Source organism: Streptomyces sp. CG 926, assembly GCF_003148825.1.
In the GTDB taxonomy this organism is placed as follows: Bacteria; Actinomycetota; Actinomycetes; order Streptomycetales; family Streptomycetaceae; genus Streptomyces.
Genome location: NZ_QGGZ01000002.1, coordinates 531860 through 558351, shown reverse-complemented (window position 1 = coordinate 558351; position 26492 = coordinate 531860). Strand labels below are relative to the sequence as shown.

Below are 26492 nucleotides of genomic sequence, written 5' to 3'. Positions count from 1 at the left end.
GTTCAGGCGTTGGGGCGCTTGCCGTGGTTCGCCTTCTTCTTCTTACGGGCCCGACGCTTGTTGCCTCGCTTGGCCATGGCGTGTTCTCCCTCGTCGGCGACAGGTGCATGCCTCGGTCAGTCTAGGTTCGGGGTAGTTCGTTCGCATTTGGGGCGACGGGTGCTCTCTTGGCCGCCGCTTCGGGGCGTGGGATCGTCGGGGGATGGGCGAGCTCGCGTGGGGTGGGTCGGTCGTGGCCGTGGTCGCCGGGGTGCTGGCGCTGGTGGAGCGGTCCCGGGCGGTGGGGTTCGAGCGGAAGCGGGACGAGGAACGGGCGCGCCTGCTGGCGAGCCTCGCCGAGCCGGAGCAACGACCCACCGCCCTGCCCGGAGGGGGGAAATTCCAGGACGTCGGGGGGATACAGCACCCCGCGGCCGAGAGCGGAGAGCGGCGGGACGACTTCACGCCGCTGCTCGTGGAGTACTACGCCTACGGGCTGACCCAGGCGCGGAGCAGCTTCGCGACCAGCCAGCGGTTCGCCGGGGTCGGAGCGGCGATCCTGCTCTTCGGGGTGGGCCTGGCCGTCTGGAAGGCCGAGGGCAGCGGGGAGCTGTACCTGGGGATCGTCACGAGCTCGGCGGGGCTGGTCATCACCCTGATCGGTCAGCTCTTCCACCGGCGCGCCGACATCGCGCTCAAGCACATGGCCGACCAGACCGCCTCGCTGCGCGACGACCGGCGGGCCGCCGAGACGACCCAGCAGGCCATCGAGCTGCTGGACACGGTCGAGGACCCAGGGCTGAGGGCCCGCCTCCAAGCCGGTTTGATCATGAAACTTTCCGGGGCCGAGCTGCCCCGGTAGCGGGATAGTAGGGGTATGTGCCGTTCCATTAAGACTCTGCGTCCGCCCGCCATCCCCGAGAAGGCGACCGAGGAGGAGATCCGCGCCGCCGCCCTGCAATACGTACGGAAGGTGTCCGGATTCCGGGCGCCCGCCGCGCACAACCGCGAGGTGTTCGAAGCGGCGGTGGACGCCGTCGCCGAAGCCACCGCGGCACTGCTCGACGGCGTGCACGTACGGGGGCAGGCCGCCCCGGCATGACCCGGGCCAGGCCTACGAGGCTGCGGCGCGGCGGCGGATCACCCACACCCCGGCGCCCAGTGCGCCCGCGGCGAGGGCGCTGCCGAGAGCGATCTGCCCCGGGCTCATCGAGCCGATGCTGCCGCCCGTCCCACCACGCGCCGCACCCGTGCTGACCTGCAGCGACAGGGTGACACGCTCCCCGCCGGGGCCGCCGCACTCGAACACGACGCTGTGCGCGCCCGAGGCGGCGTTGTTGAAGACCGTGGCGCTGCCGATGAGGCTCGCGGCGCTCTGGTTGCCCGGGGTCAGCCGGGCCTCGCCGAAGGCGGTCGAGGTGACGCGGGCGACCTGCGTGCCGCAGCCCGCGACACTGAGAGCGACCCGGCCGCCCGGGGCGACGGAGGTGGGGGAGACGGTGGCGGAGGGGGCGGCGTACGCGAGCGTGGCGGGAGCGGCGGCAGCGGCGATGAGGGTCGCGGCGGCGACGGTCATCAAGCGACGTGCTGCGGTGGGCGGTGCGGCGGGCGGTTTGGCGGGCATGGAGAGGACTCCTCGGCTCGTCGAAACGGCGCGGCCGGGCCACGGATGTGACGCGCATTCGGTTGCGCACCGTGCTGTGGACGCTAGGAGCCGAACCCGGGCGCGGCGATCGGGGCCGGGTGAACGGGTGAGCCACTGCTCCGCCCGGGGGAAAGCCAGGTGGCGGAGCCCGCCCTACGCCGCCGTCGCCGCGGCCGGCGGCGGGCGGCGGACGAGGAAGGCAGCCAGGGCGCCCGCGGCGAACAGGGCGACCACCGAGAGGGCGGTGCCCAGCCACTGGGTGCCGAGCCACTGCGTACCGAAGTAGCCGAGGGCCACGCTGTAGCCGGCCCAGGCCATACCCGCCAGGACCGACCAGGGCAGGAACTCCGCCACCTTGCGCTGGGTCTTGCCCGCACCCAGGGACACCACCGAGCGCCCCGCCGGGGCGAAGCGGGCGATGACCACCAGGGCGCCGCCACCACGGGCCAGAGCCGTGCCGAGGCGCTCATGGGCCCGGGTCAGCCGGCGGGAACGGGCGATGGCCCGGTCCAGCCGGGCTCCGCCGCGCCGGCCCAGCCGGAACGCCGCCATGTCTCCCAGTACCGACGCCGTCGTCGCGATCACGAGCAGGAGCAGGATGTCCGGCACCTGCTCGGGCACCGGTACCGGACCCGTCGCCCCGGCGGCCGCCGCGGCCGCCGCCGCGGTGATCACGAGGACCCCGCTCGGGAGCACCGGGAGGAAGACGTCGAGCACGATGGACAGCGCCACGAGGGCGTAGATCCATGGGCTCGCGGTCAGCGATCCCAGCGTCTCAAACAAAACGGGACTCCCCAGTCCGGTTGACGTGCTGCGACACGAAACGAAACGACATGAAGCGGCACGAAGCGCCGCGACGTCGCGGGGAGCGGCAGGAGCGGCTTGACAGCCAGACAGCGTACGCCCGGTGTTCACATCCCGGATGCCCGGGGCGCCCGCCCGTTTCGCGCGCCGGGACGGACGAACGCCGAGGACGCGCCTCAAGGACGAATGCCGAGGACGCCCCCAAGGACGAACGCCTCCCCGAGGTGCCGATTCCCCGAGGTGCCGATTCCCCGAGGTGCCGATTCCCCGAGGTGCCGATTCCCCGAGGTGGAGACTCCCGCACCGCCGAAGCCCGCCGCGTCCCCTAGTCCGCCGCCGTGAGCTCCCGGTCCAGCACCGTCACCAGCACGGCCCCCTCCCGCTTCTTGCGCGCCTGGTCCAGCCGCAGCCGAGCCGTCCGCCCCGACAGCGCCAGCGTCATCAGCTGGTTCCCGAACCAGGGCCCACCCGTACGCCGCCAGTTCAGCGGCGGCCGCCCCGTACGGCCGTGCAGGGAGAAACCGCGCCCCAGCCACCGCCCCATCCGGGACCAACCCAGCCGGAAACCCCACTTCACCGCCGTATGGATGGAATTGTGAACCGGCGAGCACGTCAGCTGGAACACCCGCGCCGTACTCGGTATTCGAGGCTCGGCCACATACGCGTGATGGACGTCGCCGGACAGCACGCACACCGTCGCCGGCGCCCGCGGTCCCGTCCCGACCTCCTCGATCAGATCCGTCAGCGCCGCGAACGAGGCCGGGAACGCCGCCCAGTGCTCCAGATCGCTCCGCCGCCGCAGATCCTCCCCGATCCGCGCCCACCGAGGCCCCCGCTCCCCGCGGCACAGCGCGGCATTCCACGTCTCGGCATCGTGGATCAGCGGCGGCATCAGCCAGGGCAGTGAGGACCCGATCAGCAGATGGTCGTAACCGCCGTGCCCGGCCAGGGCGTTCTCCCGCAGCCACTGCTGCTCCGCCGGATCGAGCATCGCCCGCCCGTCCTCGGCCAGCACCCGCGCCGCCCGGGTGTCCACCATCAGCAGCCGGGTCCGACCGAAGTCGCGCCGGTAGCTCCAGCGCGTCGTGGCCGGATCGGCATCCGCCGCGGACGCGAAGGCCTGCAGTACGTCCGTACCGTCAGGGGTCTGCCGTACCGCCTCGTACACCGCGTCGGCCGCGAGCTCGGCGGGGGAGAGGTTCCCCAGGTGCTGGTACACCCAGTACGACATCAGTCCGCTCAGGACGCGCTCGCGCCACCACGGCGTCGCCCGCATCTCCGCCAGCCAGGCCGCGCTCGTGTTCCAGTCGTCTATGACGTCGTGGTCGTCGAAGATGTGCAGGCTGGGGACGGTCGACAGCAGCCAGCGGATCTCCGGGTCGAGCCAGGACTCGTAGTAGAGCCGGGTGTACTCCTCGTAGTCCGCGACCTGGGCGCCCGGCGGCTCCCGCAGATCCCGACGGGCCGCGAGCCACGCCCGGGTCTCCCGCGACAGCGCGTCCGCGTACACCTGGTCGCCGAGCAGCAGCAGGACGTCCGGGCGCGCCGCCTCCGGGTCCGCGGCCAGCCGCGCCGCGAGGGTGTCGAGGGCGTCCGCGCCGTGCGGCCCGCGCCGGCCCGCGGGCGGCGCGGCCTGGCGGCAGGAACCGAAGGTCACGCGCAGCCCCGGCCCGGGCCTGCCCGGGCCTGTCACGGCCGGAGCGGTGATCGTGCTCGGCGGGAAACCGCTCTCCGGCAGCGGCCACACCGGCCGGTCGTCGAGCAGCACCTCATAGGCCGTGGTCGCGCCCGGGGTCAGGCCGCTCACCGGCACCAGCGCGTAGTGGTGTCCGGCTATCTGGAAGGTGCGCGCACGACCGCCCGCCCCGTCCGCGCACCGCACCTCGGCCGTGCACGGGCGGTCCGCCTCGACCCATATCGTGGCCGACCGCCCCGTGTCCCAGTCGACGTGGCGCAACAGCGGCCCCAGACGCAGTCCGGCCATGCAACTCCCCCTCCTCCGTAGCCCCTTCGATCACGGTACGACGGGTGGGGGGAGCCACGCCTCCCCCTGACGGGGGAAAGATCGGCCGGCTCGGTCAGCAGCCGTTGAGGATGTTGACCAGGGCCGTCTTCTCGCCGGAGTCCATGCTCAGACCGTAGTACTGCTTCACGTTGACCCACATCCGTGCGTACGTGCAACGGTAGGCCGTCCGCGAGGGCAGCCACTTGCCGGGGTCGAGGTCGCCCTTGGCCTGGTTGACGTTGTCGGTGACGGCGATGAGCTGCGGGCGGGTGAGGTCGTTGGCGAACTGCTGGCGCTTGCTCGTGGTCCAGGAATTGGCGCCGGAGCGCCAGGCCTCGGCGAGCGGGACGACGTGGTCGATGTCGAGGTCGGAGGCGGCGGTCCAGGTGGCGCCGTCGTACTCGGAGTACCAGCTTCCGCTCACCGCGGCGCAGGCGGAGTCCTGGACGACGTTGACGCCGTCCCGCTTGAGGACGGTCTCGCGGGTGTTGCAGCTGCCGGAGACGGTGCTCCAGTGCGGGAAGAGGTCGCGGCTGTAGCCGCTGGTGGACCCCTCGGTCTTCGGGGTGACCGTCGCCAGGTAGGCGCGGGCGGCCGAGGCGCTGATGGGGGCCGGCGGGGCGGCCTGGGCGGCGGGCGCGTTGAGGAGGGAGGTCAGCGCGGCGAGGGCAGCCGCTGACGCGAGCACGCCAATTCGACGCGCGTAGATGCTGGGCATGAGTGTCATGAGGGGCTCCCTGGGTGCGGGGGGTGTGGCCGTGCGGCCCCGGCGGGGCGTGGCCATCGTGGCGGCGCCGGGTATCGCGGGGATGGGCGCCAGGTGACAGCCTGGCGACATGAGCACGTCACATCAAGGCACTCAACGCCCCTGATTTAATCGGAAGTTGATATTCCGCAACCGCGTGGGGCGCTCCGCGGCGCCATCGGAGACGGTTCAGGGCGGGCCGAGGTGGGTCAGGGGGCGGCCCGGGCCGGGACCAAAGGCCCATACGGCCGACCGCGGGCGTCGCGTATTGTGTTCGGAGCAGAAGGGGAGTAGCTCTTCGCCGGACCGTCGACATACTGCTGGGTCACCCCAGCCGGCGCCCGGAGGCAGGCCGCGGACAGCGGCCGGCCAGCGAGACCTTCGGCCGCAGTGTCCTGTTCAGCGCAGGCGCGTTTCGTACGCGCACGCGCAAGCCAGGGCGCCGCCGAGCCGAAGCGACCCCTGACACACCCCAGGTCTCTCGGTCCCGATGGCGCCCTGCCCGACCGATCGAGGTTTCACCCCCGTGTTCAGCTTCAGCATCACGGCGATCGCCTTCGGCGTCGTCTTCCTTGCCGAACTCCCCGACAAGACGGCCCTCGCCGGCCTGATGCTCGGCACCCGCTACCGCGCCTCCTACGTCTTCGCGGGCGTCGCCGCCGCCTTCGCCGCACACGTCGCACTCGCCATCGCCGCCGGCAGCGTCCTCACGCTGCTCCCGCACCGGCTCGTCCAGGCCGTCGTCGGCATCCTCTTCCTCCTGGGCGCGGCCATGCTGCTCCTGAAGAAGGACGACGGGGACGAGGAGGTCAAGCCGCCCGCCGACCAGTCCTTCTGGAAGGTCTCCGGGGCGGGCTTCATGCTGATCCTGGTGGCGGAGTTCGGCGACCTGACCCAGATCATGACCGCCAACCTCGCCGCCCGGTACGACGACCCCGTCTCGGTCGGCATCGGCGCCGTGCTCGCCCTGTGGGCGGTCGCGGGCATCGGCATCCTGGGCGGACGCACCCTGATGAAGTACGTGCCGCTGCGGCTGATCACCAAGATCGCGGCTGCCGTGATGGCCGCGCTGGCCGCGTTCTCGCTGTACGAGGCGATCGCGGGCTGAGCCGAGGGGCCGCAGGCGGGGCCGGGGAGGCGGATATTTCCTTGCGGACGGAGAACGTACAGGTCAGGCTCGTGCGCGTGACCGACACCGCTGCCTTCACCGGCCCCTCCGTGCGCCCCTCCATCAGTCCTTTCGTCGAGCCCGCGCTTCTGGCGGCTCCGACGCAGGCGCCCGCGCCGGTGACCGAGGAGGTGACCGCGTCGGTGACCGAGGAGGTGACCGAGGTCGTGTCCGCCGAGGATCGGCAGTTCGGCTGGTCCAACATGTTCGTCCACCCCGACGAGGACACCCGGACCGACGGCGGATTCCGGGGCGAACGCGCCGTCCTCGCCGGCTACCTGCGCGACCAGCGCCTGACCCTGGAACTCAAGTGCGCGGGCCTCGACGCGCAGGCCCTGGCGCGGCGCTCGGTGGAACCGTCCAACCTGTCCCTGCTGGGTCTCGTACGCCACCTCGCCGGCGTCGAGCAGTACTGGTTCCGGCAGGTCATGGCGGGCCAGGAGATACGTCGGCACTACCGCTCGGAGGAGGACCGCGCGGGGGAGTTCACCGGCGCGGTGGCAGATCCGGCGGTGGTCGCGGACGCGTGGGCCACCTGGCGCGCCGAGGTCGCCTTCGCGGAACAACTCGTGGCGGAGACCCCTGACCTGGACGTCACGGGTGACGGCGGGCACGACGACGAACCCATGGAACTCCGCGAGGTCCTGGTCCACATGATCGAGGAGTACGCCCGCCACAACGGCCACGCGGACTTCCTGCGGGAACGCATCGACGGGCGAGTGGGGCAGTAGGGACCGCCCCGGCACGGGGGACATGGAGGGGCGAGGGGACTGACGGCTCCCGTACGCGTCACCGGTACAGGAGCCGTTGCCTCCGCCTCGCCGGCCGGCCCGGCCCGCTCGGGGTCAGGCCGCCGGGTGGAGCGTGACGGTGATCGAACCGTCCGGGGTGGTCGTGACGCGCAGGGCCGTCAGGTCCGGGACGTGGGCCGTCGGGGCGTGGGCGGCTGCGCGGGGGCCCACGCCGATCACGCGCATGCCTGCTGCCCGGCCCGCGGTGATGCCCGCGGCCGAGTCCTCGAAGACGATGCAGTCGGCCGGGTCCACGCCCAGCGCGGCGGCGCCCATGAGGAAGCCCTCGGGGTCGGGCTTGCTGGCCTGGACGGACTCGGCCGTGACCCGTATCTCGGGCATGGGCAGGGCGGCGGCGGTCATCCGGGCCGAGGCGAGGGCGGCGTCGGCGGAGGTGACCAGCGCGTGCGGCAGACCGTCGAGCGCGGCCATGAACTCCGAGGCGCCCGCGACCGGGACCACGCCGTCGGTGTCGGCCGTTTCGCGGGCCAGCATCACCGCGTTCTCGGCGTGGTTGACCTCCATGGGGCGGTCCGGCAGCAGTACGGCCATGGTGGCGTAGCCCTGGCGGCCGTGGACCACCTTCATGGCCGCCTGGGGGTCCAGCCCGTGGGAGACGGCCCACTCGCGCCAGCAGCGTTCGACCACCGCGTCGGAGTTGACGATCGTGCCGTCCATGTCCAGGAGCAGGGCCTTGGCGGTGAGGGCGACGGGTGCGGTGGTGGTGCTGGCCGGCATGGGCGGGGCTCCAGACGGGGCGGGAAAGAGAACAAGTGGTTCCGTCCACCGGTCAGGGAATGAGGACGGAACCACTTTGTTCCCTCACGATACAAAACAAAGAGCGGTGCGCGCCACCAGCGGACATGTGACGCTCATCCCTCCAGGGCCTTGCGGGTCACCGGCCCGTAGAAGCCCCACTCCTGGTCGTCGATGCCCCTGTCGTACTGGAACTCCGACACGGCGTCCTCCACCCGCCGGTCGAACCGGCCGTTGATCCGACCCCGGTACAGGCCCTGCGCCGCCAGCAGCCGCTGGAGCTTCTCCACCTCCGCACCCGAGTCCCCGTGCCGCAGGGTCGGGGCCTGCGCGGGCGGCGGGGCGGTGGAGCGGCTCGCGCTCGGCGACGGACTGGGGGACGGGGGCGCCGAGGTGAGGGACGCGCTCGGCGACGGGGACGGGGACGTCGACTTCGAGGCGCTCGGCGACGGGGACGCCGAGTGGGACGGGCCGGCCTTGGTCGGGGACGGGCTCGCGGAGGGCGCGGCCGGGGCGGCGCTCGTCACGGGCACCGAGGCCTTCGCCTCCACCAGCGCGGCATCGCTCTCGTTGGAACTCGGGAGCGCCCACACCGCCACGGCCGTCCCACTGAGGGCGACCACCGCCGCGGCGCCGATCAGCAGCGCGAGTGGCTTCCGGGCGGCCGGGCCGGTTCGCTTCTCCGGGCCCCCGCCCCCACCCCCTCCCGCTCCGCTGCCGTACGCCCGGCCCGCCGCCGGGATCGCCCGGAGCTGGACCGTCTCGGCCGGGTTCGCCGGGTACGCCGGCCCGCCGGGTTCCGCGGGCCACGGCCCGTCCTGCGGCGGCACGGGTATCCCGTACGCCGGGGTGTCGTCCTCGACCGGCGCAGGCGCAGGCACGGGCACGGGCGTCGACACCGGAGCCGACGCGGGCGCCGGGTGCGGGTGCGGGGCCACCGCACCGGACACCGGCTGCGGGGACACCGGGGCGTCCGGCTCGCCGGGGTCCGGCAACGTCACGTACGGGCGGATGCGCAAAGGGTTGAAACCCACACCCGGCACGCACCCGCAGCCTGCGCCGGCGGCGCCGCATTCTGGACAGTGCTGACGGCTCACTGGACTCCCTCCCTGGCTATTGCCTGCGATTATGCAGACCCGTGGGGGCCCTCCCAACCGCCCGAGAGGCCATAACCGGACACACCGCTCAGGATGGAGATGTTGATCCGGCCTGAGGAGGTATCGATGGCTCAGGATGTGACCGCGAAGGGCCCGGGCCCCGTTCCCGACCCGGACAAGACCGGCCCCGCCACCGAGCACGCCTCCCGCGAGGTACTCGTCTCCATCGGAGCGCTGCTGCTGGGCCTGCTGATCGCCGCGCTCGACCAGACCATCGTCTCCACCGCACTACCGACCATCGTCAGCGACCTCGGCGGCATGGCGCACCTGTCCTGGGTCGTCACCGCCTACATGCTCGCCTCCACCGCCGCCACCCCCCTGTGGGGCAAGCTCGGCGACCAGTACGGACGCAAGAAGCTCTTCCAGTACGCCATCGTCCTCTTCCTCATCGGGTCGGCACTGTGCGGGATCGCCCAGGACATGCCCCAGCTCATCGGCTTCCGCGCCCTGCAAGGTCTGGGCGGCGGGGGACTGATCGTGCTGTCGATGGCGATCGTCGGCGACATCGTCCCGCCGCGCGAACGAGGCAAGTACCAGGGCCTCTTCGGCGGTGTCTTCGGCGCGACCAGCGTGCTGGGCCCGTTGCTGGGCGGCCTGTTCGTGGACAACCTGTCCTGGCGCTGGGTCTTCTACATCAACCTCCCCATCGGTCTCGTCGCGCTCGTCGTCATCGCCGCCGTCCTGCACATCCCGGCGCGCTCCTCGAAGCACACCATCGACTACCTCGGCACCTTCCTCATCGCCTGCGTCGCCACCTGCCTCGTGCTCGTCGCCTCCCTCGGCGCCACCTGGGGCTGGGGCTCCGCCCGGATCATCGGCGTCGCCGTCCTCGGCGTAGTCCTGCTCGCCGGCTTCCTCCTCGTGGAGCGCAAGGCCACCGAACCCGTACTGCCGCTCGGTCTGTTCCGTATCCGCACCTTCACCCTCTGCTCGGCGATCAGCTTCGTCGTCGGCTTCGCGATGTTCGGCGCGATGGTCTACCTGCCGACCTTCCTCCAGGTCGTCCAAGGCGTCTCACCGACCATGTCCGGCGTCCACATGCTGCCGATGGTGATCGGCATGCTGCTCACCTCCACCGTCTCCGGTCAGATCGTCAGCCGGACCGGGCGCTGGAAGGTCTTCCCGATCGCGGGCACGGGGGTGACCGCGCTCGGTCTGCTCCTGCTGCACCAGTTGCACCGCACCAGCTCCACCTGGGAGATGAGCGTCTACTTCTTCGTCTTCGGCGCCGGACTCGGCCTGGTCATGCAGGTGCTCGTCCTGGTGGTGCAGAACGCGGTCAGCTACGCCGACCTCGGAGTCGCCACCTCCGGTGCCACCTTCTTCCGCTCCATCGGCGCCTCCTTCGGCGTCGCCATCTTCGGCACGGTCTTCACCAACCAGCTCGACGACAAGCTGGCCACCTCCCTCGCGGGCGTCACGCTGCCGGCCGGCGCGAGCGTCGCGCAGCTGGAGGCGGATCCGCGGGCCATCGCCGCGCTTCCCGCCGATCTCCGACCCCAGGTGCTCGACGCCTACGCCACGGCCATCACCGACGTGTTCCTCTACGCGGTGCCGATCGTCCTGGTCGCCTTCGTGATCGCCTGGTTCCTGAAGGAGGACAAGCTCCGCGGCTCCGTCACCGCCCCCGATGTGACGGAGACCCTGGCCTCCAACCCCGTCCAACGCTCCTCCCACGACGAGGTCGCCCGCGCCCTGTCGGTCCTCGGCACCCGTGAGGGCCGCCGGCACGTCTACGAGAAGATCACCGAGAAGGCCGGCTACGACCTGCTGCCCGCCTCCAGCTGGCTGCTGCTGCGGATCAAGAGGTACGGCTCCGTGGAGCCCTCGATGCTCGCCGAGCGCACCAATGTGCCGCTGAAGGTCGTCACGGACGCCGCGCGCCAGATCGAGGAGCGTGGGCTCGCCGTCCGGGACGGGCTGCCGCTGGTCCTGACGGACCAGGGGCGCGTGAGCGCCACGAAGCTCGCCGAGGCGCGGCAGGAGTCGCTTGCCGAGCTGCTCGGTGACTGGTGGGGCCCGGACCGCCCGACCGACCTGGTGAAGCTGGTCGAACAGATCAACGCGGAGCTGTGCGGGTCCGACGCGGAGGAGCCCTACGACACCTTGCCGCGGCGGGACCACGCCGCCCACTAGACCAGGCGCTTCTCGAACCAGTGCTGTGCGTACGGGCCGGAGTTGTAGGCGGGTATTTCCGCATACCCGTGCCGCGCGTACAAAGCTCGGGCCTCCACGAGGTCCGACCGCGTGTCCAGGCGGACCCGCTCCGCGCCGAGCGCTCGGGCCTCCGCTTCCAGGACCTTCAGCAGGGCCGCCCCGCCGCCGGTGCCGCGGGCGCGTTCGTCGACGTACACCCTGGTGAGCTCTGCGGTCCGGGGGTCGAGCAGCCGGATCCCGCCGCAGGCCAAGGGCTCGCCGGCGAGTCGACCGACGACGAACTGCCCCGCCGGCGGGACGAGCCCGTCGTCCGGGAAGTCCAGCAGTCCTTGGTCGATCTCTGCCTCGGTGACCTGCCGTTCCCAGTACCGGCCGGCGACCTCGGCGTAGTACGCGCGGCGCAGGTCGGTGGCGTCCCGGGTGGTGAACGGCTCGGGGGCCACGGTCCACGACAGGGTGGGTGCGGGTGCGGGTGCGGGTGCGGGTGCGGGTGCGGGTGTGGGTGTGGGTGTGCGGTGTTCGCTGTGAGTGGTCATGGCGTCATTGTGGAGTTCGCGGCGGATCTCCCGCGTGGAATATCCACAAGGCCGGGCCGATGATAGGAAAAAGGACATTCCCTGCGTACCCGGAGGGTGGGAAACGCCATGTCAGAGCATCCCGACTGTGCCCTGGTCCGCCGCGGCTACGAGGCCTTCGGCAAAGGCGACATGGAGATGATGAGCACGTTGCTGACGGCCGATGTCATCCACCACGTGCCGGGCAGCAACCCGTTGTCCGGGCACCACAAGGGCCGGGAGAACGTTCTGGACCACTTCCGGCGCCTCGGCACGGAGACGAAGGGCACCTTCCGGGTGGATCTGGAATCGGTGTTGGCGGACGGGCGCGGGCACGTGATGAGTTTCCACACGGCGCGCGCCGACCGTGGTGACCGCGGCATCGAGATCCGCCAGGGGCTCTTCTTCACGATCATCGGGAACAAGATCACCGATATCGACCAGTGCACCGCGGACATCGACGAGGAAGACGCATTCTGGAGCTGAGCTCCTCGCGCCCCACCCTCCCGGGCCCACCCTCCCGGGCCGGGTCTACCCGCGCCCGGCCCTTCCGCGCCGGCCGGCCGGGCCCTCACGGGCAAGGCGTTCCGCGCTTGGTCCCTCCGGGCCCGGCTTTTCCGCGTCCGGCCTCGCGCGCCTGGTCTTCCGGGCCTGGCCTTTCGGCGCGCCCAGCCTTTCGAGCACGGCCTTTCGAGCGGGGCCTTCCGGGCCTGGCTTTTCCGCGCCCGGCCTTCCGCGCCTGGTCTTCCGGGCCTGGCCTTTCGGCGCCCGGCCTTTCCAGCTCGGCCTTCCGGGCTCCGCCTTGCGCGCCTGGGCTTTCCGAGCCAGGCCTCCGGGCCCGGCTTGGCCCTTCGGCGCCTTGGCCTGGCTCTTCGGCGCCTGGCCTGCCCTGGCCTGGCCTCCGGCGCCTGGCCTGCCCTGGCCTGGTCTTTCCGCGCCTGGCTCTCGGCGCCTGGTCCTTCCGGGCCCGGTCTTTCCGCGCCTGGGTTTGTGCGTCTGACCTGACGGTCCGGGTCGGGCTCGGCTCGGGTCGGTGTCCGGGTCGGGCCCCGACCGCGCCCCGACCCGGGACCGCGGCGTGTCAGGACTGCTTCGGCGCCGCCTGCTGCACGACCTCGAACGACCACACCGTGGACGCGGACGCCGCCGGCTTCGGCCGCTCGCCGCCACCCTCGCCGCCGCCCTGGTGGGCCGCCTTCATCGGGCCCTCCATCCACGCCTGGAAGTCCTCCTCCGAACGCCAGCGCGTGTAGACCAGGTACTGGTCCGTGCCCTCCACCGGGCGCAGCAGCTCGAACCACTCGAAGCCGTCCGAGCTCTCCACCGCCCCGGCCCGGGAGGCGAAGCGCTTCTCCAGGATCTCCCGCTGCTCGGCGGGGACCGTCAGTGCGTTGATCTTTACGACGCTGGGCACAGGACACCTCTCATGGAACGCCGGCCGGGCGGTATGCCCGGCCTCGACGACATGCGTGCAGTTTCCTACATCCGTCCGCGCATCCGCCCGCGGGGACCGCACCGTGCGTGGTGCGGTCCCCGCGGGCGGATGCGCGGACGGTCGTTGTGCTGTGGTCCCTATGCCCTGCCGGCCCGAAGGCCCGAAGGCCCGGAGATCCGGTTCAGGGCTGCGGCGGACGGGTCTGCCCGGGCGCGGGCGGCTCCTTGCCGATCTGCTCGTTGAGCTTCTGCTGTGCCGTGTCGACCTGGCTCTGGTACTTGTTGCCGCTCTTCGCGTCGAAGGCGTCCCCGGCCTTCTCGACACCTTGGCGGGCCTGGTCAGGGTGTCCCTTGATGAGGTCCTTGAGCTTGTCAAGCATGGACATGAGCCGTCCTCTCCACGGAATGCCTGTCCACCTCAGCTTCGCCATGAAGTCCGGTGTCCGCACCTGGAGAGCCCGTCGCTCCCCGGCTCGCGACCGGGCGCCCGGTCCAGGAGCAGCCCGCGCAGGTCGGCGCGGCCGTCGGTCCGCACGATGCCCGTGAGAGCCGCCCGACACATCCCGTGGGGGATATCGTCGTGCGGGTAATGGAGCGCGGCAGCCAGGCGAAGTCGGGGTTGCGGTCAACAGGGCGGGAGGCCGGCGAGGCGTGGCTAACGCGGCAGAGCACAGCGGTGCGAACGGACATGCCGGAGTCATAGGCGATCACGGCAGGCTCGGGGCGGCCCGGCTGCTCCTGTGGGCGCTGGTCGGAGCACTCGCCGTCAGACAGGCCGCCTCCGTGCTGCGGATGCCACCGGGCGACTGGCTGAGCGGCTTCCACCTCCCCGGCAGCCCGCCCGGATCGCTCTACGACACCGGCCAGTTCTCCGACACCCCCTTCGCCGGGCTGGTCCTCAAGCCGCTGGTCGGCCTCGCCGCCCCGTCGCTGGAGGTCGCCTGGACCTGCGTGACGCTGCTGTGCGTCGCCGCCATCGGGCTCGTCGCCGCCCGCGGCCTGCCCGACCCGGTGCCGCGGCGCACCGCGCTGCTCGCCGCGCCCGTGCTCACCGCGCTGATGATGGTCTCGCTACCCGTCCGCGAGGCCGCCTCGCCCGGCCAGACCGCCGTCCTGCCCGTGCTGCTGGTGCTGCTCGCCGTGTTCCGCGTGCCCGGCGATCGGCCCGCCGGTTTCCTCGTCGGCCTCGCCGCCGCGATCCAGCCCGCGCTCCTGCTGTTCGCCCCGCTGCTGTGGCTGACCGGACGCCGCCCCACCGCGCGCACCGCCGCCGTGACCTTCGCCGGAGCCACCGCGCTGTCCTGGGCGGCCATGCCGCGCGACTCGTGGACGTACTGGGTCGAGCACCTGGCCGGTACCGGCCTCGGCGGCGCCCCCGACGGCCTCGCCAACCAGTCCGTGCACGGCGCGCTGCTGCGCCTCGGCCTGACCGGACCCACCGAGATCCTGCTCTACGGCGCCCTCGCCGCCGCCGTCGTGTGGATCGGCCTGCGCCGCGCGGTCCGCTACGCCCGCGACGGCCAGCTGCTGCTCGCCGTCGCCGTCACCGGCTGCGTGGCCGTCGCCGTGTCCCCGACCGGCTGGCGCCACCAGCTGCTCTGGGTGCTCCTCGCCGTCGCCGGCAAGGTGGGCAAGCGGGCCGCCGACCGGCCCGTGTGGCCGGTGGCCGTGGTGCTCGCCATGACCCTGCCGAGCGCGATGCTGCTGCCGAACCTGGCCGCGCTGGCCCCCGTACGCGACAACGTGCCGCTGCTCACCGCGGTGGCGGCGGCCTGCGCGGTACCGTTCCTGCAGCGCTCGTCGGCGTACTGGCGCGAGCCCGTACCCACCGACTACGGCCGGCCCGCTGAGGCCCGCTGGGCACGGGTGCCGCTGCTGCCGTTCTGGCGGCGCGTCCTGTCCCGCCCGAACCTCCTGCTGGAACTCCTGCTGATACGGGTCGGGTACTCGCTCTACTCGCACATCCGGGCCGCGGCGCCCACCAGCCGCAGCCTCGCCGAGGGCAACGGCAGCCAGATCCACGGCATCGAGCAGGCGCTCGGCATCGACATCGAGCACGCCGTGAACCACGCCGTGGTGAACACGCCCTGGCTGGAGGCATTCTTCAACTTCTACTACACCTCCTTCCACTTCGTCGTCCCGCTGACGATCCTGGCGGTCCTGTACTGGCGGCGCCCCGGCGACTACCGCTGGGCGCGGGCCTCCCTGGGGCTGGCCACCGTCCTCGCCCTCGCCGGGTTCTGGCTCTACCCGCTCGCGCCGCCGCGCCTGATGCCCGGCCTCGATTTCATCGACACCGTGCACGGGCCGCAGGACCTGGCCAACCCCTCGTACGGGGCCATGACCGCGATCTCCAACCAGTACGCGGCGATGCCCTCGCTGCACTTCGGCTGGTCGCTGTGGTGCGGGATCGTGATCGTGGTGCTGGCCCCGAAGGGCTGGCAGAAACTGCTCGGGGCGCTGCACCCGCTGATCACGGTGTGCGCGATCGTGGCCACCGCCAACCACTGGGTACTGGACGCCGTGGGCGGCGCCGCGGTCGTGTCCGCCGGCTTCGGGCTCGTGTACGTACTGTCCGGGCCGCGGGGGCTGCAGCTGGACCTGCCCGGGCAGCGCCGGGGCGCCGAGGTGGCGCCGGGCGAGGGGGAGTCGGGCGAGGGGGAGCGCAGGCTACGGGCCGGGGCGCGGGCCTCTTCGTAGCGGTAGGCCGCGGTCGGTCGGTGCGGTGTCCGCCGGGCGACGCGGCCCGGCCGGTGCCAGCATCGGGTCATGACTGCGAAGCCGATGCGGGCGGGCTGAGACGTGGGCGACTGGTACCAGCGCCAGATCGTCGAGCCGGGCAAGCAGCCGCTGCTCTGCCTGCTGCTGGGCTTCCTCGGCGCGTTCCTCTTCATCCGGATCAGCGTGCGGCTGATCCGGGCGCAGGTCTCCTGGTGGCCGAAGAACGTCACGCCGGGCGGGCTGCACATCCACCACGTGGTGTTCGGCGTGGTCCTCATGATCGTGGGTGGGCTGGGGCTGGCCTCCCCGACCGGGAACAAGTCCCCGTGGGCGGAGATCGACGCGGCGGTGTTCGGCATCGGGACGGCGCTGGTGCTCGACGAGTTCGCGCTGATCCTGCACCTGAAGGACGTGTACTGGTCCGAGGAGGGCCGGCTCTCCGTGGACGCGGTGGTGGTCGGAGCCGGGGCGTGCGGGCTGCTGTTGCTGGGGGCGTCGCCCTTCGGCGTCGACGACGCCTCGGAGGGCGGTACGCGGGCCTCCGGCTGGACGTCCGTGGTGGTGGTCGCGGTGAACGCGGGCTTCGCGCTGGTGACGCTGTCCAAGGGGAAGGTGTTCACCGGGCTGCTGGGGATCCTCGTACCGGTCTTCGCGCTGGTCGGGGCGGTACGGCTGGCGCGGCCGGGGTCGCCGTGGGCGCGGGCGCGGTATCCCGCCGGGGGGCGGAAGGAGCGGAGGGCGCGGGTGCGGGAGGAGAAGGAGGGGTGGCAGCGGCGGGTGCGGCTGCGGGTGTACGACGCGGTTGCGGGGCGGCCGTCCCGGCCGTAGCCCTGGCCGGGCCGTTGCCCTGGCCGGGCCGTTGCCGTTGCCCTGGCCGGGCCGTCGCCCTGGCCGTTGCCGGGCTCGGGGTGGCCGAAGGGGCGCCGGGGCATTCGCTGCCCCGGCGCCCCTTCGGCTGGATCGCCGCTGCTTGCCAGGATCACTCCGTTCGGGGTGAGCCGCCACTCGAACGGGTGCGGCGCCGTTGCCGGGGGCGCCGCCCCCGGACCCCCGCGCCTCAAACGCCGGCGGGGCTGGAAGAGACGCGGCGAGGCTGGAAGAGGCGCGGCGAGGCTGAAAGAGGCGCCGGTCGGGCTGGGTGGGCCCGGTGGGGGAGTTGCTCAGGTGTGGGTGACGCGGAGTTCCTTGATGCCGTTGAGCCAGGCCGCGCGGAGGCGGCGGGGGGGTGCGTCCGTGAGGTGGAGGTTCGGGAGGGTGTCGGCCAGGGCGTTGAAGATCAGGTCGATCTCCATCACGGCGAGGGACTTGCCGAGGCAGAAGTGCGGGCCGCCGCCGCCGAAGCCCAGGTGGGGGTTGGGGTCGCGGGTGATGTCGAAGACGTCCGGGTTCGTGAATACCTCGGGGTCGTGGTTGGCGGAGGAGTAGAACATCCCCACCCGGTCGCCCGCCTTGATCTTCGCGCCGCCCAGTTCGGTGTCCTGGGTGGCGGTGCGCTGGAACGACACCACCGGGGTGGCCCAGCGCACGATCTCCTCGGCGGCGGTCGACGGCCGGGTCGCCTTGTAGAGCTCCCACTGCTCGGGGTGGGTCAGGAAGGCGTGCATGCCGTGGCTGATGGCGTTGCGCGTGGTCTCGTTGCCCGCGACCGCCAGCAGCAGGACGAAGAAGCCGAACTCGTCGGAGCCGAGGTTGCCCTGGCCCTCGGCCGCCACCAGCTGGGTGACGATGTCCTTGGCCGGACATTCCTTGCGCTGGGCGGAGAGGTTCATCGCGTAACCGATGAGCTCCATCGCCGCGTTGGAGCCGACCTCCTCGGTGATCGCGTACTCCGGGTCGTCGTAGGCGATCATCTTGTTCGACCAGTCGAAGATCTTCGCGCGGTCCTTCTGCGGTACGCCGATCAGTTCGGCGATGGCCTGCAGCGGGAGCTCGCACGCCACCTGCGTCACGAAGTCGAAGCTGCCGTCGGCGGCCGCGGCCGACGCCTCCTCGACGATCTTCCGGGCCCGGTCGCGCAGGGCTTCCTCCAGGCCGCGGATGGCCCGCGGGGTGAAGCCGCGCTGCACGATCTGGCGTACGCGGGTGTGTTCCGGCGGATCCATGTTCAGCATGATCAGGCGCTGGGCATCTATCGCATCACGCGGAATGTGCTCGTTGAAGCGGATGATCGCGGTGTTGGTCGTCGAGGAGAACAGTTCCGGGTGCGTGGAGACGTACTTGACGTCCGCGTGCCGGGTCACGGCCCAGTAGCCCTCGTCGTCGAAGCCGGTGACGCCCCGCCGCTGCGGGCACCACCACACGGGTGCGGTCTGCCGCAGCTGCGCGAACTCCGGGAAGGGGACGCGGCTTTGGAGCAGGTCTGGGTCGGTGGCGTCGAAGCCTTCGGGCAGTGCGGGGCAGGACATCGGGCAACTCCAAAGTCTGACGGACCATCAGAAGTTGGCTTGAAGGTAGTAACGAGTTCCAGAAGTGACAAGGGTCGTGGCGCCAACTGTTGCGTGTGGAATCCGTGCAGGGCGCGTGCAAGACCCTTGCGTGCCGGGGCCTCAGGTCATAAGACTGCGGGGAGAACTAGAACGCGTACTAGTTCGGGGCGGGGCGCCGGGACGGCCCGCCGTGCTGACGCAGTGCAGGAGAGGACGAGCTCATGGCCGCGGAACCCGTCATTGTCGAAGCCGTACGCACCCCCATCGGTAAGCGCGGGGGCGCTCTCGCCAACCTCCATCCCGCCTACCTGCTCGGTGAGACCTACCGCGAACTGCTGGCCCGTACCGGAATCCAGCCCGACTGCGTGGAGCAGATCGTCGGCGGCACCGTGACGCACGCCGGCGAGCAGTCGATGAACCCCGCCCGCAACGCCTGGCTCGCCATGGGGCTCCCGTACGAGACCGCCGCGACGACGGTGGACTGTCAGTGCGGCAGCTCCCAGCAGGCCAACCACATGGTCGCCAACATGATCTCCGGCGGGGTCATGGACATCGGCATCGCCTGCGGCGTCGAGGCCATGAGCCGGGTGCCGCTCGGCTCCGGATCCAAGCACGGCCCGGGGAAGCCCTTCCCGGACGAGTGGAACGTCGACCTCCCCAACCAGTTCGAGGCCGCCGAGCGGATCGCCCGCCACCGGGGCCTGTCCCGCGAGGACGTCGACCGGCTCGGGCTTCTCTCCCAGGAGCGGGCCGCGGCCGCATGGGCCGAGGAGCGGTTCAAGCGCGAGACCTTCGCCGTGCAGGTGCCGACGACCGAGGAGGAGCAGGCCGCCGGGCAGGGCATGTGGCGCCTGGTCGATCGGGACGAGGGCCTGCGCGACACCAGCATGGAGGCGCTGGCCCGGCTCAAGCCGGTCATGCCCACCGCCGTGCACACCGCCGGGAACTCCTCGCAGATATCCGACGGCGCCGCCGCGGTGATGTGGGCCTCGCGCAAGATGGCGCGCGCCCTCAAGCTCAAGCCGCGCGCCCGGATCGTCGCCCAGACCCTCGTCGGCGCCGACCCCCACTACCACCTGGACGGACCGATCGACGCGACGCGGGCGGTGCTCGGCAAGGCCGGGATGTCGCTGCGCGACATCGACCTCGTCGAGATCAACGAGGCCTTCGCCTCCGTGGTCCTGTCCTGGGCGCAGGTCTTCGACCAGGACCTGGAGAAGGTCAACGTCAACGGCGGGGGCATCGCGCTCGGCCACCCCGTCGGCGCCACCGGCGCCCGGCTGATCACCACCGCGCTGCACGAGCTGGAGCGCCGTGACAAGGAGTTCGCGCTGATCACCATGTGCGCGGGAGGCGCGCTGGCGACCGGCACGATCATCCAGCGCCTGTGAGGCGCCCCTGAGACCCGTGGGATGGGATGCAGAAGGCCCCGGAGGCCGGACCTGGGGAGGCCGGCCACCGGGGCCTTCGTATGTCTGCTGTGTGGTGCTGTGGTGCGGACCGCTGGTGGCTTAGTACCAGTGGTTGGCGGACCAGAAGTTCCAGGCGCCGACGGGGCTGCCGTAGCGGTCGTTCATGTAGTCCAGGCCCCACTTGATCTGGGTGGCCGGGTTGGTCTTCCAGTCGGCACCCGCGGAGGCCATCTTCGAGGCCGGCAGGGCCTGGGCCAGGCCGTACGCGCCGGAGGAGGCGTTCGTCGCGGTGTAGTCCCAGCCGCTCTCGTGCGAGATGATCTTGTCGAAGGCGGCGAACTGGGCCGGGTCCTTGATCATCTGCTGCGCGATCGCCTTGGCGCTCGTCGGGGCCGCGGCCTGGGCGGGCACCGTGGCGAGCATGGAGCCGGCGACGCCGAGGGCGACGACGGTGCCCGCGAGGGCCTTCTTGGAAGCGGCGATGCGGCGGATGACGGTGTTGGACACGGAGGGAACCTTCCGACGGGGACAAGGGCGGTCGCACGCATGCCGAAGACATGCGTGAGCCACTCACGCAAAGGAGAGGGGTTCGTCGGCGGCGGGTGAGGTACCGAAGTACCCCTGCCGCCTTGCGACTCATCCAGTTCTACAGACGCCCCGACGCCCTGGCAAAGGTCCCGCTTACTAGCGGTCCTCGCAGCGGGCGCCCTGCCGACCCCCCGCCGAGGCCGTGGTCCGGGGCCGTGAGGCCTACTAGCCGCCCTCGTATGTGACGTGGGCCCTATGGGGCGGGTCACCGGGGGAGGCCCCGAATGTCACCCTCCGCTGCTGTTCGTACCCTTTTCGAGGGCGGGTTCGGGCGCTGCTGCGACGCCCGGATCGAAGGAGACCGGGGCGTCGAACGCGGCCTTGCGGGTCGCCCGGCGCAGCGCTTTGAGCAGCGTCGCCCCGAGGGTCAAGGTCAGTACGACCGTCAGCACGGCCCGGCCCAGGTCCCAGCCCACCGAGGTCGCCAGGCAGTACGCGGCGAACCGCGCCAGGTTCGCGGCAACGGGCTCCCCCGGGTGGAAGGAGATGCCCTGCCCCATGCCCTGCAGCAGTACCCAACCCTGCAGATTCATGACCGTGCCGTACGCGAACGAGCCCGCGAGGCCGTACGCGGCCAGCATCAGCAGCTCCGCCCGGCCCCGGATCCGCTCCGGGCCCGGCAGCAGCCCGGCCCCCAGCGCGAACCAGCCCATGGCCAGCATCTGGAACGGCATCCACGGCCCCACCCCGCCCGTCAGCAGGGCGGAGGCGAACATCGTCACCGAGCCCAGGACGAAGCCGAAGCCGGGGCCGAGGACGCGCCCGCTGAGCACCAGCAGGAAGAACATCGGCTCCAGCCCGGCCGTGCCCGCGCCCAGCGGTCTCAGCGCCGCCCCGACGGCGGCGAGCATACCGAGCATGGCCACCGCCTTCGCGTCCATGCCGTTGTCGGCGATCGTCGCGACGACCACCGCCACCAGCAGCGGGAGGAGCGCGGCGAAGAGCCAGGGGGCGTCCTGCGAGTGGGCGAGGCCCGACTGTCGGTCGGCGAGCAGCGGCCAGCCGAAGGCCGCGATGCCGATGAGGGTGACGAGGACCAGGGCGACGGCGGCGCGGGGACCGATGCGGACGGGCCTGTTCACCGGGCCTCCGCCGCGTCGAGGGCGTCGGCGACCTGGCGCACGGTGAGCCACGGGTCCGGGGCCAGGACCTTCGCCACCTGCGGCGCGAAGGCGGGCGAGGAGACGACCACCTCGGCGGTCGGACCGTCCGCGACGACCTCCCCGCCGGCCAGGATCACCACGCGGTGGGCCAGCTCGGCGGCCAGCTCCACGTCATGGGTGGCCAGGACGATGGCGTGGCCGTCGGCGGCCAGGCCGCGCAGGATCTCGATCAGGCGGACCTTGGCGGCGTAGTCCAGGCCGCGGGTGGGCTCGTCGAGGAGCAGCAGGGCGGGGCGGCCGGTGAGGACCAGCGCCAGGGCGAGGGCCAGGCGCTGGCCCTCGGACAGATCACGCGGGTGGATGTCGTCGGGGACGTCCGGAAGCAGCGCGGAGACGAGATCCCGGCAGGTGCCGGGGGACGCGGCGGCGTCGGAGTCGGCGGCGGCGCACTCGGCGGCGACCGTGTCGGCGTAGAGGAGGTCGCGGGGCTCCTGCGGGACGAGGCCGACGCGGCGCACCATCTCGGGCGGTGCCGTGCGGTGGGGGGTGCGGCCGCCGACGGTCACCTCGCCGGTGGTGGGGGCGACCGTACCGACGAGGGTGGAGAGGAGGGTGGACTTGCCGGCGCCGTTGCGGCCCATGAGGGCGATGGTCTCGCCGGGGGACACGGTGAGGGTGACGTCGTGCAGGGCCTGGACGCGGCCGCGGCGGACGGTGACCCGGTGGACCTCGGCCGGGGCGGTCCCCGCGGGGGCGGTCCCCGCAGGGGCGGTGGCGGGGCTCGGCTTGTTGCGGCGGAGCAGGCGCGCGAGCAGGCCGGGGGCTCCTGCTACGGGGGCTCCGCCCCCGGACCCCCGCGCCTCAAACGCCGGCGAGGCTGGGTTCGGGGCTGGGTTCGGGGCTGGGTTCGCCTCGAACGCCGGCGGGGCTGGGTTCGGGGCCGGGTCCGGGGCGGAGCCCTGGGGAGCGGCGGGGCGGGCGACCGATGACAGGCGGGACCGCAGCGGAGCGGCCCGGCGGCGGGCGTCGCGGATCGAGAGGGGCAGCGGGGACCAGCCCGCGAGGCGGCCCAGGGAGACCACCGGCGGGTGGACCGGGGAGACGGCCATGATCTCCGCCGGGGTACCGATGACCGGGGCCGCGCCCGGCGAGGGCAGGAGCAGGACCTGGTCGGCGTACTGGACGACCCGCTCCAGCCGGTGCTCCGCCATCAGCACGGTCGTGCCCAGGTCGTGCACCAGGCGCTGCAGGACCGCGAGGACCTCCTCCGCCGCCGCCGGGTCGAGAGCCGACGTCGGCTCGTCCAGCACCAGCACCTTCGGATGCGGGGTGAGGACCGAGCCGATCGCCACCCGCTGCTGCTGGCCGCCGGACAGCGTCGCGATCGGACGGTCGCGCAGCTCGTTCAGGCCCAGCAGGTCCAGGGTCTCCTCCACCCGGCGGCGCATCACCGCAGGTGCCAGCCCCAGTGACTCCATGCCGTAGGCGAGCTCGTCCTCCACCGTGTCCGTCACGAAGTGCGCGAGGGGGTCCTGGCCGACCGTGCCGACCACGTCCGCGAGCTCGCGCGGCTTGTGGGTGCGGGTGTCCCGGCCGGCGACCGTGACCCGGCCCCGCAGGGTGCCGCCCGTGAAGTGCGGGACCAGTCCGGAGACCGCCCCCAACAGGGTGGACTTCCCGACGCCCGACGGGCCGACCAGCAGCGTCAGCTCCCCCTCGGGGATCACCAGGTCGACGTCCCGCAGGGAAGGACCGGGCGCGCCCTCGTAGGTGACCGACACCTGCTCGAAGCGGATCACTGCGACGCCTCCTTGGGCGGTACGGGGGCCACGAAGGCGGGCAGCAGGCCGATCAGGATCGCGGCCGCCGGCCACAGCGGGAGCGTGGGGGCCACCAACGGGACCACGCCCGGCTGCAGCGCGGCCGGATCGACGGAACCGGCGCGGATCATCAGGGCGGCCACCATCGCGCCCGAACCGGAGACCAGCCAGGCCCGCGCGCCCCAGCGGTCGGGCCGGTAGCGGGTCCGCACCGACCGGCGGCCGCCCAGGCGCAGACCCGCGACGGCCAGGGCCGCGCCGACGCCGAGCACGGGCAGCCCGTACGCGGCGCCCTGCGCGGCGAGCAGCCCGTACGTGCCCGCGCACATGCCGAGCAGGCCGCCGAGGGTGAGCACGTTGGTGGTGTGCCGGACGGCGGGCGGGACCTCGGCCGTACGGCCGTAGCCGCGCGCGTCCATCGAGGCGGCGATGGCGACGGAGCGTTCCAGGGCGCCCTCCAGGACCGGCAGGCCGATCTGGAGGACGGCCTTCACCCCGCCCGTGGGGCGGCCGCGCAGCCGGCGGGCGGTCCGCAGACGGACGACGTCGGCGACCATGTTCGGCGCGAAGGTCATGGCGACGACGACGGCGACCCCGGCCTCGTACAGGGCGGCCGGGAGGGACTTCAGCAGCCGCGCCGGATTGGCGAGGGCGTTCGCGGCGCCGACGCACACCAGGAGCGCGGCCAGCTTCAGGCCGTCGTAGAAGGCGAACACGAGCTGCTCGGCGGTGACGCGGCCGCCCAAGCGGATGCCCTGCGCCCAGGCCGGGAGCGGGATCTCCGGAAGGGTGAAGAGGGCGTGCGAGCCGGGGACGGGGGAGCCGAGGAGCATGGAGAAGAGCAGGCGCAGGCCGATGACGAAGAGCCCGAGCTTGAGGAAGGCGCCGTAGGAACGGGCCCAGGGCGCGTCGGTGCGGCGGGCCGCGACCACATAGCCGGCGACGCCGATGATCAGCCCGAGCAGGAGCGGGTTGGTGGTGCGGGAGGCGGCGGTGGCGAGACCGAGGGCCCACAGCCACCAGGCCCCCGCGTGCAGGGCGGTGGCGCGCACGGCCTGCGAGGGCCGCCACCTTTCGTACGTCGACCGGTGCGGGGGATCCTGCGCCCCGGCCTGGCTCCGCCGGGCCGGGGGCACGCCTTCGGGTGCCGCTCCGGTGGGGGCGTGCCCGGCGAGGGAGCGCCCGGTGGGGGTGTGCCCGCCCGACCGGCGGGCCGTGGGCGCGCCGGCCGACGGCCCGGTGTCGTGGTCCGTCATCGGGAGCGGCGGCGGGACTGCCAGACGCCGGCCGCGGCCAGGGCGACCACCGCGGCGATGCCCGCGAGCAGGCCTGCGGACGGGCCCCCGCCGGAATCCGGCGCGGCGGACTGCGCCGGGGTCGGGGCGGCGGACCGCGTCGCGCCGTCCGCGACCTGGTCGCCGCACCCCTGCTTCGGGTAGCCGGAGATCGCGCACAACAGCGCCGCGCTGTTGTAGCGCAGCGGCTTGGCGACCGAGGCCAGCGCCTCGGCCGTCGTGGCGTCGGCGGCGACCTGCGCGCAGGCCGTGCGCGGGGCGGCATCGGGCGGGGTGTCGCCCGTCGGGGCGTCCTCGGGGACGCCGAAGTCGATGACCAGCGCCACCCGCTTGCTGCCCTCCGTCGGGGCGGTCGCCCCGCAGACGGCTTGGAAATCGGCCGCCGCGCGCGGCTGGGCGGCCTGCGCCGCCGCGTCCTTGCTCACCGAGAAGCGGAAGCCCTGGACGGAGCCGTCCTTGGGGCGGGCCAGCGAGGGACCCTGGGTGGCGTACGACCAGCCGCCGCCCGCCGAGCCGTCCCAGAACGACCAGTAGCGGTAACCGGCCGCCAGCGCCGGAGCGGCGGACAGCAGGGCCAGGGCGATCCCGAGAGCGAGGGCCACGGCGGGCGGGCGGCGGCGCATCAGGACCGGTTCTTCTTCCGGCGGCCGCTCAGCAGGATGCCCATGCCGATACCGGCCGCGGCGCCCGCGCCGACGACCCACCAGATGTTCTGGTTGCCGGAGGACTTCTTCTTCTCGCCGTCCACCTCGGTCGCCTCGGTGTCCGCGCCCTGCGGGGCCGGGCCGGTCGCGTTCAGTGCGGCGACGAGGTCGGTGCCGCCGAAGGACTTCGGGTCGGCGCCGGTCGCGTTGGCGGCGAGGACGAGGGTGCCCAGGGCCGCCGGGCTGCCCTTGGCCCACTCGGCGGAGTTCGTCTCCAGCCACTTCAGCGCGCCCGCCGCCGACTCCTTGTGTCCGGCGGCGGCCAAGGCCAGTACCGCGTCCACGGTGTTGCCGGTGTCGGGGGTGGGCTGGTCCGAGCCGGGGGTGACGGCCGTGAGGTGGCCGTCCTTCTTGAGGGCCTCGGCCAGGTAACCGGCCGCGCCCTGGGCGGCGGCCACCGGGTCGGCGGCGTTCGCGGCCGGGCAGGCGAGCGGGGCGGCGGGGGTGTTCTCGGCGGACGGGACGACGGCCGCGCCCTTGCCGAGACCGGCCAGGACGGCTGCGGCCGTGGCGTCCCCGTTGGCGACGAGCTTGCCGTCGGCCGGCTGGTACGCGAAGGCGCCCCGGTCGGCGGCCGGCTCTGCGGCGCAGCCCAGCTGGAAGGGGAGCAGGCCCTCGTAGGCAGACTTGCCCGCCTTCGACCGGACCTCGGCCGGCTTCTCGCCCGCCACGGACAGGGCGCTGATCACCACGGCGGTGGAGTTGGCGTCGCTGGGGGAGCCGGGGACGTAGCTCCAGCCGCCGTCCTCGTTCTGCACGGACTTCAGCCAGTCCACGCTCCTGCGCATGGTCGCGTCCTGGCCGCCGAGGGCCTTCATCGCCTGTACGGCCGCCGCGGTGGCGTTCGTGTCGTACGTCGTGTTCGCGTCGCACGCCACGGCGGCGTTCGGGCGGAACGAGGCGAATCCGCCGTTGTCGCACTGCTGGCCGGCCAGCCAGACGACGGCCTCCCGGGCGGGCTCGACGCCGACCGTGTGCTGGGCGAGCAGCGCGAAGGACTGCCGCCACACACCGTCGTAGGTGGGGTCGGCCTTGCCGTACAGGCCGGAGGGGATCACCGGGGGCGCGGAAGGGGAGGCGGGCGGCGCGGTGTCGGCGAGGGCCGCGGGGGCGACGCCCACGCAGAGCACGGCGGAGGCGGCGAGCGCGGCTGCGCTGCGACGGACGTTCATCAGGGGGGTGGGTGCCTCTCGTACGGGGGAACCGGCAGCAGGCACGCACAGGCACC

26 protein-coding genes are annotated in these 26492 nt (G+C 72.7%); 9 read left to right on the top strand and 17 right to left on the bottom strand.

From position 1 onward, the window contains the following. Positions 1–2 precede the first annotated feature (2 nt). Positions 3–77, bottom strand: a complete 75-nt coding sequence (locus BCL76_RS40480) for a 50S ribosomal protein bL37 (protein ID WP_100661309.1) — start codon at positions 75–77, stop codon at positions 3–5. Between the two features lie 125 nt (positions 78–202). Between BCL76_RS40480 and BCL76_RS07640 the strand changes: the two genes are divergently transcribed. Both BCL76_RS07640 and BCL76_RS07635 read left to right on the top strand, forming a co-directional pair. Beyond that, positions 203–841, top strand: a complete 639-nt coding sequence (locus tag BCL76_RS07640; protein WP_258309418.1) for a TRADD-N-associated membrane domain-containing protein — start codon at positions 203–205, stop codon at positions 839–841. Between the two features lie 15 nt (positions 842–856). Continuing rightward, positions 857–1081, top strand: a complete 225-nt coding sequence (locus tag BCL76_RS07635) for a DUF2277 domain-containing protein (protein ID WP_030389450.1) — start codon at positions 857–859, stop codon at positions 1079–1081. A gap of 12 nt (positions 1082–1093) precedes the next feature. On the opposite strand, the gene BCL76_RS38840 is transcribed toward BCL76_RS07635, so the two are convergent. The 4 genes from BCL76_RS38840 to BCL76_RS07615 form a co-directional block, all read right to left on the bottom strand. Continuing rightward, on the bottom strand, positions 1094–1603 hold the full coding sequence (locus BCL76_RS38840; RefSeq protein ID WP_181382463.1) for a hypothetical protein: 510 nt from the start codon (positions 1601–1603) through the stop codon (positions 1094–1096). A gap of 174 nt (positions 1604–1777) precedes the next feature. After that, positions 1778–2407: a DedA family protein gene (locus tag BCL76_RS07625; RefSeq protein WP_109778739.1), complete on the bottom strand. Its 630-nt coding sequence runs from the start codon at positions 2405–2407 to the stop codon at positions 1778–1780. Between the two features lie 346 nt (positions 2408–2753). Beyond that, positions 2754–4412 (bottom strand): alkaline phosphatase D family protein, encoded by a 1659-nt coding sequence (locus BCL76_RS07620; RefSeq protein ID WP_109778738.1) that lies wholly within the window; start codon positions 4410–4412, stop codon positions 2754–2756. Positions 4413–4506: 94 nt separating this feature from the next. After that, on the bottom strand, positions 4507–5151 hold the full coding sequence (locus tag BCL76_RS07615) for an HNH endonuclease family protein (RefSeq protein ID WP_109778901.1): 645 nt from the start codon (positions 5149–5151) through the stop codon (positions 4507–4509). A 553-nt stretch (positions 5152–5704) separates the two neighbouring features. On the opposite strand from BCL76_RS07615, the gene BCL76_RS07610 reads away from it, so the two are divergent. Together BCL76_RS07610 and BCL76_RS07605 are read left to right on the top strand one after the other, a co-directional pair. Then, on the top strand, positions 5705–6286 hold the full coding sequence (locus tag BCL76_RS07610) for a TMEM165/GDT1 family protein (RefSeq protein WP_109778737.1): 582 nt from the start codon (positions 5705–5707) through the stop codon (positions 6284–6286). Between the two features lie 263 nt (positions 6287–6549). After that, positions 6550–7077 carry a DinB family protein gene (locus tag BCL76_RS07605; RefSeq protein ID WP_109778900.1) on the top strand — a complete coding sequence of 176 codons (528 nt, stop codon included), beginning with the start codon at positions 6550–6552 and terminating at the stop codon, positions 7075–7077. Between the two features lie 114 nt (positions 7078–7191). Here BCL76_RS07605 and BCL76_RS07600 read toward each other — a convergent pair whose 3' ends face one another. Both BCL76_RS07600 and BCL76_RS40290 read right to left on the bottom strand, forming a co-directional pair. After that, a complete protein-coding gene (locus BCL76_RS07600) occupies positions 7192–7875 on the bottom strand; it encodes an HAD-IA family hydrolase (protein ID WP_109778736.1) in 684 nt (227 codons plus the stop codon). Between the two features lie 134 nt (positions 7876–8009). Further along, a complete protein-coding gene (locus BCL76_RS40290) occupies positions 8010–8894 on the bottom strand; it encodes a peptidoglycan-binding domain-containing protein (protein ID WP_181382462.1) in 885 nt (294 codons plus the stop codon). A gap of 222 nt (positions 8895–9116) precedes the next feature. Between BCL76_RS40290 and BCL76_RS07590 the strand changes: the two genes are divergently transcribed. Then, a complete protein-coding gene (locus BCL76_RS07590; RefSeq protein WP_352041310.1) occupies positions 9117–11186 on the top strand; it encodes an MDR family MFS transporter in 2070 nt (689 codons plus the stop codon). Here the strand turns inward: BCL76_RS07590 and BCL76_RS07585 are convergent. Then, positions 11183–11662, bottom strand: coding sequence for a GNAT family N-acetyltransferase (locus tag BCL76_RS07585; RefSeq protein WP_109778898.1), 480 nt, complete (start codon positions 11660–11662; stop codon positions 11183–11185). The two genes, BCL76_RS07590 and BCL76_RS07585, sit on opposite strands and share 4 nt — an antisense overlap. Before the next feature lie 189 nt (positions 11663–11851). On the opposite strand from BCL76_RS07585, the gene BCL76_RS07580 reads away from it, so the two are divergent. After that, positions 11852–12247: a nuclear transport factor 2 family protein gene (locus tag BCL76_RS07580; RefSeq protein ID WP_109778734.1), complete on the top strand. Its 396-nt coding sequence runs from the start codon at positions 11852–11854 to the stop codon at positions 12245–12247. A 595-nt stretch (positions 12248–12842) separates the two neighbouring features. On the opposite strand, the gene BCL76_RS07575 is transcribed toward BCL76_RS07580, so the two are convergent. Together BCL76_RS07575 and BCL76_RS07570 are read right to left on the bottom strand one after the other, a co-directional pair. Beyond that, positions 12843–13175, bottom strand: a complete 333-nt coding sequence (locus tag BCL76_RS07575) for an antibiotic biosynthesis monooxygenase family protein (RefSeq protein ID WP_109778733.1) — start codon at positions 13173–13175, stop codon at positions 12843–12845. A gap of 202 nt (positions 13176–13377) precedes the next feature. Next, positions 13378–13581, bottom strand: a complete 204-nt coding sequence (locus tag BCL76_RS07570; protein WP_109778732.1) for an antitoxin — start codon at positions 13579–13581, stop codon at positions 13378–13380. A 265-nt stretch (positions 13582–13846) separates the two neighbouring features. Here BCL76_RS07570 and BCL76_RS07565 point away from each other — a divergent pair, with 265 nt between their 5' ends. Further along, positions 13847–15895, top strand: coding sequence for a bifunctional glycosyltransferase 87/phosphatase PAP2 family protein (locus tag BCL76_RS07565; RefSeq protein WP_109778731.1), 2049 nt, complete (start codon positions 13847–13849; stop codon positions 15893–15895). Between the two features lie 102 nt (positions 15896–15997). Beyond that, positions 15998–16744, top strand: coding sequence for a hypothetical protein (locus BCL76_RS07560; RefSeq protein ID WP_109778730.1), 747 nt, complete (start codon positions 15998–16000; stop codon positions 16742–16744). Positions 16745–17076: 332 nt separating this feature from the next. On the opposite strand, the gene BCL76_RS07555 is transcribed toward BCL76_RS07560, so the two are convergent. Further along, complete coding sequence (locus BCL76_RS07555) at positions 17077–18321, bottom strand: cytochrome P450 (RefSeq protein ID WP_109778729.1); 1245 nt, start codon at positions 18319–18321, stop codon at positions 17077–17079. Between the two features lie 242 nt (positions 18322–18563). Between BCL76_RS07555 and BCL76_RS07550 the strand changes: the two genes are divergently transcribed. Beyond that, entirely contained in the window at positions 18564–19733 is a 1170-nt protein-coding gene (locus BCL76_RS07550) for a steroid 3-ketoacyl-CoA thiolase (RefSeq protein ID WP_030390693.1), read from the top strand. Positions 19734–19853: 120 nt separating this feature from the next. Here the strand turns inward: BCL76_RS07550 and BCL76_RS07545 are convergent, their stop codons facing one another. From BCL76_RS07545 to BCL76_RS07520, 6 genes are all read right to left on the bottom strand, one after another. Continuing rightward, on the bottom strand, positions 19854–20261 hold the full coding sequence (locus tag BCL76_RS07545; protein WP_109778728.1) for a transglycosylase SLT domain-containing protein: 408 nt from the start codon (positions 20259–20261) through the stop codon (positions 19854–19856). Positions 20262–20569: 308 nt separating this feature from the next. Further along, positions 20570–21475, bottom strand: coding sequence for an ECF transporter S component (locus BCL76_RS07540; RefSeq protein WP_258309415.1), 906 nt, complete (start codon positions 21473–21475; stop codon positions 20570–20572). Further along, positions 21421–23244 carry an ABC transporter ATP-binding protein gene (locus tag BCL76_RS07535; RefSeq protein WP_109778726.1) on the bottom strand — a complete coding sequence of 608 codons (1824 nt, stop codon included), beginning with the start codon at positions 23242–23244 and terminating at the stop codon, positions 21421–21423. The genes BCL76_RS07540 and BCL76_RS07535 overlap by 55 nt, the downstream gene beginning before the upstream one ends. Continuing rightward, the gene (locus tag BCL76_RS07530; protein WP_258309413.1) at positions 23241–24521 is read right to left on the bottom strand and encodes an energy-coupling factor transporter transmembrane component T; all 1281 of its coding nucleotides are present in this window, start codon (positions 24519–24521) and stop codon (positions 23241–23243) included. Before BCL76_RS07530 ends, BCL76_RS07535 begins: the two co-directional genes overlap by 4 nt. Beyond that, positions 24518–25183, bottom strand: a complete 666-nt coding sequence (locus tag BCL76_RS07525) for an SCO2322 family protein (protein ID WP_109778724.1) — start codon at positions 25181–25183, stop codon at positions 24518–24520. Before BCL76_RS07525 ends, BCL76_RS07530 begins: the two co-directional genes overlap by 4 nt. Then, on the bottom strand, positions 25183–26436 hold the full coding sequence (locus tag BCL76_RS07520) for a prenyltransferase/squalene oxidase repeat-containing protein (protein WP_109778723.1): 1254 nt from the start codon (positions 26434–26436) through the stop codon (positions 25183–25185). Before BCL76_RS07520 ends, BCL76_RS07525 begins: the two co-directional genes overlap by 1 nt. Positions 26437–26492: the final 56 nt, after the last annotated feature.

What these genes read in the sequence shown, in the direction of transcription:
- BCL76_RS07640 (WP_258309418.1), top strand. Translation starts at nt 203, where the DNA reads ATGGGCGAGCTCGCGTGGGGTGGGTCGGTCGTGGCCGTGGTCGCCGGG.
- BCL76_RS07635 (WP_030389450.1), top strand. Translation starts at nt 857, where the DNA reads ATGTGCCGTTCCATTAAGACTCTGCGTCCGCCCGCCATCCCCGAGAAG.
- BCL76_RS38840 (WP_181382463.1), bottom strand. Translation starts at nt 1,603, where the DNA reads ATGCCCGCCAAACCGCCCGCCGCACCGCCCACCGCAGCACGTCGCTTG.
- BCL76_RS07620 (WP_109778738.1), bottom strand. Translation starts at nt 4,412, where the DNA reads ATGGCCGGACTGCGTCTGGGGCCGCTGTTGCGCCACGTCGACTGGGAC.
- BCL76_RS07615 (WP_109778901.1), bottom strand. Translation starts at nt 5,151, where the DNA reads ATGCCCAGCATCTACGCGCGTCGAATTGGCGTGCTCGCGTCAGCGGCT.
- BCL76_RS07605 (WP_109778900.1), top strand. Translation starts at nt 6,550, where the DNA reads ATGTTCGTCCACCCCGACGAGGACACCCGGACCGACGGCGGATTCCGG.
- BCL76_RS07600 (WP_109778736.1), bottom strand. Translation starts at nt 7,875, where the DNA reads ATGCCGGCCAGCACCACCACCGCACCCGTCGCCCTCACCGCCAAGGCC.
- BCL76_RS07590 (WP_352041310.1), top strand. Translation starts at nt 9,117, where the DNA reads ATGGCTCAGGATGTGACCGCGAAGGGCCCGGGCCCCGTTCCCGACCCG.
- BCL76_RS07580 (WP_109778734.1), top strand. Translation starts at nt 11,852, where the DNA reads ATGTCAGAGCATCCCGACTGTGCCCTGGTCCGCCGCGGCTACGAGGCC.
- BCL76_RS07570 (WP_109778732.1), bottom strand. Translation starts at nt 13,581, where the DNA reads ATGTCCATGCTTGACAAGCTCAAGGACCTCATCAAGGGACACCCTGAC.
- BCL76_RS07555 (WP_109778729.1), bottom strand. Translation starts at nt 18,321, where the DNA reads ATGTCCTGCCCCGCACTGCCCGAAGGCTTCGACGCCACCGACCCAGAC.
- BCL76_RS07550 (WP_030390693.1), top strand. Translation starts at nt 18,564, where the DNA reads ATGGCCGCGGAACCCGTCATTGTCGAAGCCGTACGCACCCCCATCGGT.
- BCL76_RS07530 (WP_258309413.1), bottom strand. Translation starts at nt 24,521, where the DNA reads ATGACGGACCACGACACCGGGCCGTCGGCCGGCGCGCCCACGGCCCGC.
- BCL76_RS07525 (WP_109778724.1), bottom strand. Translation starts at nt 25,183, where the DNA reads ATGCGCCGCCGCCCGCCCGCCGTGGCCCTCGCTCTCGGGATCGCCCTG.
- BCL76_RS07520 (WP_109778723.1), bottom strand. Translation starts at nt 26,436, where the DNA reads ATGAACGTCCGTCGCAGCGCAGCCGCGCTCGCCGCCTCCGCCGTGCTC.